Origin of the sequence: Mumia quercus, from assembly GCF_025506335.1 — a bacterium.
In the GTDB taxonomy this organism is placed as follows: domain Bacteria; phylum Actinomycetota; class Actinomycetes; order Propionibacteriales; family Nocardioidaceae; genus Mumia; species Mumia quercus.
Genome location: NZ_JANZYO010000001.1, coordinates 209,905 through 218,063 on the forward strand (window position 1 = coordinate 209,905; position 8,159 = coordinate 218,063).

Here is an 8,159-nt window from a genome sequence, read left to right on the forward strand (position 1 = left end):
GACCGCGCGCCAAACCCTCTCGCGACCGACCCGGAGGTCTCTCGCCGGCGGAGGTCGCGTCGGGCGCCGCGTCGCGTGACCGCGCCCGGTCTCGACGGCGTACGGGCCCTCGCCGTCCTGCTCGTGATCGCGTACCACGTGGCGCCGAGGGAGATGCCGGGCGGCTATCTGGGTGTGGACATGTTCTTCGTCCTCAGCGGGTTCCTCATCACGGCGGTCCTCCTCGAGGACGCCACGCGGGAGCTGCGCTTCGACCTGCCCGCCTTCTGGGTCCGGCGTGCGCGCCGCCTGGTCCCCGCGGCCACGCTGATGATCGTCGTGGTCGCCGCGCTCACGCTCACGGTCGGCCGCGACACGAATGCGGGACTCCGTCCCCAGGTCTTCGGCGGCCTCACCTGGACGGCCAACTGGGTACAGGTCGCCGACGGGTCGTCGTACGCCGAGCAGAACGTGCCGTCCGTCCTCACGCACCTGTGGTCGCTGGCGATCGAGGAGCAGTTCTACCTGCTGTGGCCGCTGTCGCTCGCGGTCGCCGTCCTCGTGCTCCCCCGTCGCCGCCTCGCGGGTGCGGCCGCGGCGCTCGCCCTCGTCTCCGCCGCGCTGATGGTGGTGCTGTACGACCCGGCCGACCCGACCCGCGCGTACGTGGGCACCGACGCCCACGTGTTCGGGCTCCTGCTCGGGGCCTCGCTCGCGCTGAGCCGGGCGCCGCACCTCCTCCGGACGGACCGCACGCCACCGAGGCTCGCGACGTTGGCGTTGATCACCGTGCTCGGGACGATCGCGCTGGTGGTGCTCGCCTGGTTCGCCGCGGTGGTGCCGTGGTCGAGCGGCGTGACCTACCGGGGCGGGCTGCTCTTGATGAGCGTCGCCGCGCTCGCGCTCGTGCTGGCGGCGGCGAACCCGACCCCGCTGGCCGTCCTGCTCGCGGTCCCGCCGTTGCGGTGGATGGGCTCGCGCTCGTACGGGCTGTACCTCTGGCACTGGCCGCTCATCGTCCTCGCCACGCGGCTCGCCGCCCCCGAGCACGCGGTCGCGGCAGGCGTCGTCGCGGTCGTGGTCGCCGGGGTGGTCGCGGAGCTGTCGTACCGGTACGTCGAGATGCCGATGCGCCAGGACGGCATCGTGTTGACGCTGCGCAGGTGGCTCGCGCCGGTGGACCGGCTCGTCGTCGAGCGGCGCAGGCCGCGGCGCGGCTGGGTCCTGGTGGCCGGTGCGGTGTGCGCCGTCGTGGTCGGCGCGGGGGTGGCGGTGGCGACCGCCCCCGAGCGCAGCTCGCTCGAGACGAGCCTGCTGCGCGGCGAGGAGGCTCTCGAGCGCGCGGCGGACCACCAGCCGGCGCCTGCTCCGTCGGCGAAGCCTCGCGCCACCTGTCGCAAGGCCCCCCGGACCGTACGGGTCAGCGCGTTCGGCGACTCCGTCCTCATCGCCGCGGGCCCCGCGCTCGTGGAGGCTCTGCCGCGTCTCGACGCGACCGCGGAGGTCGGCTGGCAGTACGGCGACGTCGCGCGGGCGGTCCGGCGGGCCGCGGCGAGGGACCGGCTCGGGCAGGTCGTCGTCCTCGGCACGGGCACGAACGGACCGGTCGACCGCGACGACCTCGATCGGCTCGTCGGGCGTACGCTCGCCGACCGGCGGGTGGTGCTGGTGGCGCCGTACGTCCCGGGCCGCGGGTGGCAGCGCTCCTCGCTCGCGGCCGTACGAGCGGTGGCTGCCGACCACGACAACGCGACGCTGGCCGACTGGCGACGCGCAGCCTCGCGGGCGCAGCACGTGCTCACGACGGACCGCGTCCACCCCAATGCCAAGGGGGCGCGTCTGTACGCGCGGGTGCTCGTCCGCGCGCTGGGGGACTGCTGAGCCGACCGTTTCCGACGGAGGTAAGGTTGAGCGGAATCGACTCAAGTTTTTGTGTGTTGAATCTGGTAACTGTCTGACATCAGCACCCAGGGAGACTCGATGGATGCTTCCAAGCTCACCACCCGTAGCCAGCAGGCGATCGCGGCAGCGATCCAGTCCGCCGCCGCCGCTGGCAACCCGGCAGTCGATCCGCTGCATCTTCTCGATGCGCTGCTCGACGCCGACGGCGGCACAGCCGTCCCGCTCCTGCAGGCCGCAGGCGCCGACCCGGCCGTCACGCGTACCCGTACGAAGGAAGCGCTCGCCAGCCTGCCGTCCGCGGCCGGCCAGAGCGTCGCGACGCCTTCGTACGCCCGCGCGACGCTCGAGGTGCTCCAGCGTGCACAGGACCTCGCGAGTGAGCTTGGTGACGAGTACGTGTCGACCGAGCACCTCATGGTGGGCCTGGCGACCGTGCAGTCCAAGGCGCGAGAGGTGCTCGACTCTGTCGGCGCGAACGCCGAGGCGCTCCGCGGTGCGTTCCAGGCGGTGCGTGGTTCGGCCAAGGTCACGAGCCAGGACGCGGAGGACACCTACCAGGCGCTGGAGAAGTACGGGATCGACCTCACCGCGGCCGCCCGCGAGGGCAAGCTCGACCCGGTGATCGGTCGCGATGCCGAGATCCGCCGCACGGTTCAGGTGCTGACGCGGCGCACCAAGAACAACCCGGTGCTCATCGGCGAGCCCGGCGTCGGCAAGACCGCCGTCGTCGAGGGCCTCGCGCAGCGCATCATCGCCGGTGACGTGCCCTCGTCGCTGCAGGGGCGGCGTCTCATCGCGCTCGACCTCGGCGCGATGGTCGCGGGTGCGAAGTACCGCGGCGAGTTCGAGGAGCGGCTCAAGGCCGTCCTGCAGGAGATCAAGGACTCCGACGGGCAGATCATCACCTTCATCGACGAGCTGCACACGGTCGTCGGTGCCGGTGCGACCGGTGACTCCGCGATGGACGCCGGCAACATGCTCAAGCCGATGCTGGCGCGCGGCGAGCTGCGGATGGTCGGGGCGACGACCCTCGACGAGTACCGCGAGAACATCGAGAAGGACCCCGCGCTCGAGCGTCGGTTCCAGCAGGTGCTCGTCGACGAGCCGAGCGTCGAGGACACGATCGCGATCCTGCGTGGCCTCAAGGAGACCTACGAGGCGCACCACAAGGTCGAGATCTCCGATGCCGCGCTCGTCGCGGCCGCCGCGCTGTCGGACCGCTACATCTCCGGCCGCCAGCTGCCCGACAAGGCCATCGACCTCGTCGACGAGGCCAGCAGCCGCCTGCGCATGGAGATCGACTCCAACCCGGTCGAGATCGACACGCTTCGGCGTTCGGTCGACCGGATGAAGATGGAGGAGCTCCACCTCGCGAAGGAGACCGACGAAGGCAGCCGCGAGCGGCTCGAGAAGCTGCGTGCCGAGCTCGCCGACGCCGAGGAGCAGCTGCGTGGGCTCGAGGCACGCTGGGAGCGTGAGCGCACCGGGCTCAACGAGGTCGGCGAGATCAAGCAGCAGATCGACGAGAAGCGGCGCGAGGCCGAGCGGGCGCAGAACGCCGGCGACCTCGAGACCGCGGCACGGCTGAACTATGCGGAGATCCCCGCGCTGGAGAAGCAGCTCGAGAAGGCGGAGGCCGACGAAGAGGCCGAGCCCGAAGAGAAGATGGTCAACGACGAGGTCGGTCCCGACGAGATCGCCGAGGTGATCGCGGCCTGGACCGGCATCCCCACCGGCCGTCTGCTCGAGGGCGAGACGGGCAAGCTCCTGCGGATGGAGGACGAGCTGGGTCACCGGCTCATCGGCCAGTCCGAGGCGGTCAAGGCGGTGTCGGACGCCGTGCGTCGTTCGCGTGCGGGCATCGCCGACCCCAACCGTCCGACGGGCTCGTTCCTGTTCCTCGGTCCGACGGGTGTCGGCAAGACCGAGCTGGCCAAGGCGCTCGCGGAGTTCCTGTTCGACGACGAGCGGGCGATGGTCCGCATCGACATGAGCGAGTACTCCGAGAAGCACTCGGTCTCGCGGCTCGTCGGTGCCCCTCCGGGGTACGTCGGCTACGACGAGGGCGGTCAGCTCACCGAGGCGGTGCGCCGGCGCCCGTACAGCGTCGTGCTCCTCGACGAGGTCGAGAAGGCTCACCCGGAGGTCTTCGACATCCTGCTCCAGGTGCTCGACGACGGGCGCCTGACGGACGGGCAGGGCCGTACGGTCGACTTCCGCAACGTGATCCTGATCCTCACCTCGAACCTTGGCTCGGTCTACCTGGCTGACCCCGCGCTCGAGGAGGCACAGAAGCGCGAGAAGGTCATGGAGGTCGTACGGGCGTCGTTCCGGCCGGAGTTCCTCAACCGCCTCGACGAGGTCGTCATGTTCGACGCGCTCTCGGTCGAGGACCTGACGCGGATCGTCGACCTGCAGATCGACGCGCTGTCGCGTCGGCTGGAGTCGCGCCGGATCCGCCTGCGGGTCACCGACGAGGCCAAGACGTGGCTCGCCACGACCGGGTTCGACCCGACGTACGGTGCCCGTCCGCTCCGCCGGCTCATCCAGCAGGCGATCGGCGACCAGCTGGCGCGCGAGCTGCTCGCCGGTGACGTCCGCGACGGGGACGAGGTCGTCGTCGATCTTGATCCGGCCGCCGAAGGCCTCACCGTCCGCGCCGCCTGACCCGGGAGGGCGGTGAGTCAGGTCCCACGTTCCGTCGCGAGGTGGGACCAGGCTCACCGCCCGCGACCGCTCCCGTGATGGGATGACCCCATGGCGACACCGACGACCGCCCGTCCGCAGAAGGTGACGATGGCCTGCCTCACGGCGGGCGTGGCGTCGGTGCTGGTCCTGATCAGCGTCATGACGACCTTGTCGGGATGGGGGTCGCTTGAGGTCCGCGAGCAGGTCGAGCGCACCCTCGACGCCTCGCCGGTCACCAGCACGCTCAGCGTCGACGCCGCCCTGCGCTGGCTGCGCGTGCTCCTCATGGCCGCCGCCGCCCTCGCCACGGCATCCCTCGTGCTCGCTGTCTGGACCGCGAAGCGACACAAGGGTGCGCGGATCGGCCTCACGGTCGTCTCCGTCCTGTCGACGGTCTCCTTCGCCGCCACGGGCGCCGCAGGGATCATCCCCGCGATGCTCGGCGTGGTGGTCGTCGTCTTCCTGTGGAGCGCGGAGTCACGGGCCTGGTTCGCCGGACGCGAGCTCCAGCCCGCGCAGCGCCCGCCCCAGCAGAGCGTCCCCGCGGCGCGCCCTGTCCACACGACGGCCACCCCTCCCGTACGCCCACCGCAGCCGGGCTCGGAGTCGCAGCCGCCGCCGGCGCCGCGGCCGTACGCAGCCGCCCCGGGCTCGTACCAGCACCCGTTCCCCGGCCCCGTGCCGCATCAGCAGGCCCCGTACGCGCGCCCCGGCCAGCCGCCGCGCCCGCGCCCGCTGATCACCGCCGTCGTCACGGCGACGGTGCTGTCGGGCATCGTCGCCGCCGTCTTCGGCCTCAACGCGCTGATCTACCTCGTCTCGCCGTCGCAGTACGTCGAGATGCTGTCGAACCCGCCGATGTTCTCCGACGCCGACGTGCGCCAGCTGATCGGGGACGACCCGGAGGGCTACGCGCGCGGCATATTCCTGCTGTCGCTCGCGCTCGGCCTCCTCGCGGTCGCCGGCGCTGCGTCGGCCCTGAGCCTGCTGGTCCGCAAGCCCGCCGCGCGGATCGTCTTCACCGTCGTCGCCGGGATCGGCATGGCCGTGTCGGTGGTCCTCGCGCCGCTCGGCCTCATCTGGCTCCTCGCGCAGGCCGCCTGCGTCATGCTCGTCTGGCGACGCGAGGTCACGGCCTGGCTGCGGGTGGGGCGCTGACCGCCCTCGCGGTCACGTGAGCTGGTCGAGGATCGTCATCATCCGGGCGATCTCCGCGCCCTGATCGGCGGCGATGTCGGTCGCCATCTCGTTCGCCATCAGGTCGGAGCCCTCGGCCTGGGCCTTCTCGGACATCGCGAGCGCCCCCTGGTGGTGCTGGATCATCCCGCGGAGGAAGAGGTCGTCGAACGCTGCGCCGTCGGCCGCCGCCAGCTCCTTCATCTGCTCCTCGGTCAGCATCCCGTACATCTCGTCGTGCTCGGCCGTCGCGCCGCCGTGCCCGCCATGCCCGCCGTGGCCCGATGCGCCCTCCGGCACGGGCAGCTTGCGCGCCTCCAGCCACCCCGCCATCGCGTGGATCTCGGGACCCTGGGCCGCCGCGATCCGCCCGGCGAGGCCCTTGACCGACGCGTTCTCGGCGCGGGTCTTGGCCAGCTCCGTCATCTCGATCGCCTGCAGGTGGTGCGCGATCATGCCGTTCACGAACTCCACGTCGACCTCGTTGTACGAGTCGTCGTCGGGGTACTCGCCCGGCGCGAGCGTCTGGTTGGACTCGCCGGGCCTGCCCGGCTGGAGGACGGTGCTCTGCGCCGGTGGTGGCTCGGTCGCGTCTGCTCCACCCTCGTCGTCGCCGGAGCACGAGGCGAGGAGCGTCGCTCCGAGGGCGACGGCAGCAAGCCTCCAGACGACCGGTCGGCGCACGCGTTCAACCACGGAGGAATTCCTCTCGACGAGAAACTACGACGTGCAGAAGCGTTGCGGAGTTCATCATTTGGCGCAATGCTTCGGGGCAACATCGTTACCAGGAAGGTCCTCGCATGAGACCCACGCGTCGTGATCGACTACCCCGCGCCCTCGCCGTGACCGCCGGCGCCGGTGCGCTCGTTGTCAGCACCCTCGCAGGAGCAGCGCCGTCCGTCGGCGTCCCCGACGACGGGAGCGAGTCGCCGGCGCCGGTGGCCGCCCAGCGTCTGGCCGCCCTCGACGACAGCGACGCCGAGCTCGGCGTCGGCGAGGTCGCGTCGAGCCCGAACATGAAGCTCCTCGCCAACATCCCGAAGAACGGCGCCTTCGCCAGCGAGTCTGCGTACCAGACCGACCTGGCGTTCCAGGGCGACTACGCCTTCGCGGGCAACTACAACGGCTTCACCGTCTACGACATCAAGAAGGCCGACCGCCCCAAGCAGGTCGCACAGGTGGTGTGCCCCGGCTCCCAGAACGACATCTCGGTCAGCGGCAACCTGCTGGTCCTCAGCACGGACTCCAGCCGCAGCAACGACTCCTGCGACAACGTCAGCCAGCCGGCGTCGGTGAAGGAGTCGTGGGAGGGCCTGAAGGTCTTCGACATCAGCAAGCCCACGGAGCCGAAGTACGTCGCGTCGGTGGAGACCAAGTGCGGCTCGCACACGCACACGCTCGCGCCGTCGAAGGACAAGAAGAACCTCTACGCGTACGTCTCGTCGTACTCGCCGAACGAGGCCTACCCTGACTGCCAGCGACCGCACGACCTGATCAGCGTGGTGAAGATCCCGGTCAAGAACCCGGCCGCAGCCGCGGTCGTCGCGGAGCCGGTGCTGTTCCCCGGCCCCGACGAGACGCACGGAGGCGGCAACCCGCCCGGCAACTACTCCTCGACGACCTCGGGCTGCCACGACATCACGGCGTACCCGTCGAAGGACATCGCCGCGGGCGCCTGCATGGGCGACGGCATCCTGCTCGACATCAAGGACCGCGAGAACCCGAAGGTCATCGAGCAGGTGCGTGACACCGAGAACTTCGCGTTCTGGCACTCTGCGACGTTCAACAACGCCGGCACCAAGGTCGTCTTCACCGACGAGCTCGGCGGCGGCGGCGGCGCGACCTGCAACCCGACCGTCGGTGACGAGAAGGGCGCGAACGCGGTCTACGACATCACCAAGGGCAACAAGCTCACCTTCAAGAGCTACTACAAGATCCCGCGGACGCAGGCCAACACGGAGAACTGCGTCGCGCACAACGGGTCGCTGATCCCGATCAAGGGCAAGGACATCATGGTCCAGGCCTGGTACCAGGGCGGCATCTCGGTGTGGGACTTCACCGACTCGGCCAACCCGAAGGAGCTGGCGTGGTTCGACCGCGGTCCGCTCAGCGCGGAGCGCCTGGTGCTCGGTGGCTCGTGGTCGGCGTACTACTACAACGGCTTCATCTACTCCAGCGACATCCAGCAGGGCTTCGACGTCCTGCAGGTCAAGGACCGTCGTCTGGCCGGAGCTCAGGGCTACAAGTACGACGAGTTCAACCCGCAGATGCAGCCTGAGTACAAGCACGGCAAGGGCAACGGCACGAACTGACGCCTGACCCGACAAACAGTCCCGGGGGGGGCCCCCCCCCCCCCCGGGGGGGGGGGGGGGGGGGTTTGGGGGGGGGAGGCCGGCCCCTGTTGATGATGTTGG

General features: G+C 70.7%; 5 protein-coding genes. 4 read left to right on the forward strand and 1 reads right to left on the reverse strand.

The window, feature by feature from the left end; translation table 11 throughout:
• Positions 1–75: 75 nt before the first annotated feature.
• From NYZ95_RS01030 to NYZ95_RS01040, 3 genes are all read left to right on the forward strand, one after another.
• Entirely contained in the window at positions 76–1,860 is a 1,785-nt protein-coding gene (locus tag NYZ95_RS01030) for an acyltransferase family protein (RefSeq protein ID WP_262847822.1), read from the forward strand.
• 99 nt (positions 1,861–1,959) lie between these two features.
• Positions 1,960–4,548 (forward strand): ATP-dependent chaperone ClpB, encoded by a 2,589-nt coding sequence (clpB, locus tag NYZ95_RS01035; RefSeq protein WP_262847824.1) that lies wholly within the window; start codon positions 1,960–1,962, stop codon positions 4,546–4,548.
• A 90-nt stretch (positions 4,549–4,638) separates the two neighbouring features.
• Positions 4,639–5,727: a proline-rich domain-containing protein gene (locus NYZ95_RS01040; RefSeq protein ID WP_262847827.1), complete on the forward strand. Its 1,089-nt coding sequence runs from the start codon at positions 4,639–4,641 to the stop codon at positions 5,725–5,727.
• Positions 5,728–5,739: 12 nt separating this feature from the next.
• On the opposite strand, the gene NYZ95_RS01045 is transcribed toward NYZ95_RS01040, so the two are convergent.
• Positions 5,740–6,441 (reverse strand): DUF305 domain-containing protein, encoded by a 702-nt coding sequence (locus NYZ95_RS01045; RefSeq protein ID WP_262847829.1) that lies wholly within the window; start codon positions 6,439–6,441, stop codon positions 5,740–5,742.
• A gap of 104 nt (positions 6,442–6,545) precedes the next feature.
• Here NYZ95_RS01045 and NYZ95_RS01050 point away from each other — a divergent pair, with 104 nt between their 5' ends.
• Positions 6,546–8,057 carry an LVIVD repeat-containing protein gene (locus NYZ95_RS01050; RefSeq protein ID WP_262847831.1) on the forward strand — a complete coding sequence of 504 codons (1,512 nt, stop codon included), beginning with the start codon at positions 6,546–6,548 and terminating at the stop codon, positions 8,055–8,057.
• Positions 8,058–8,159 lie beyond the last annotated feature (102 nt).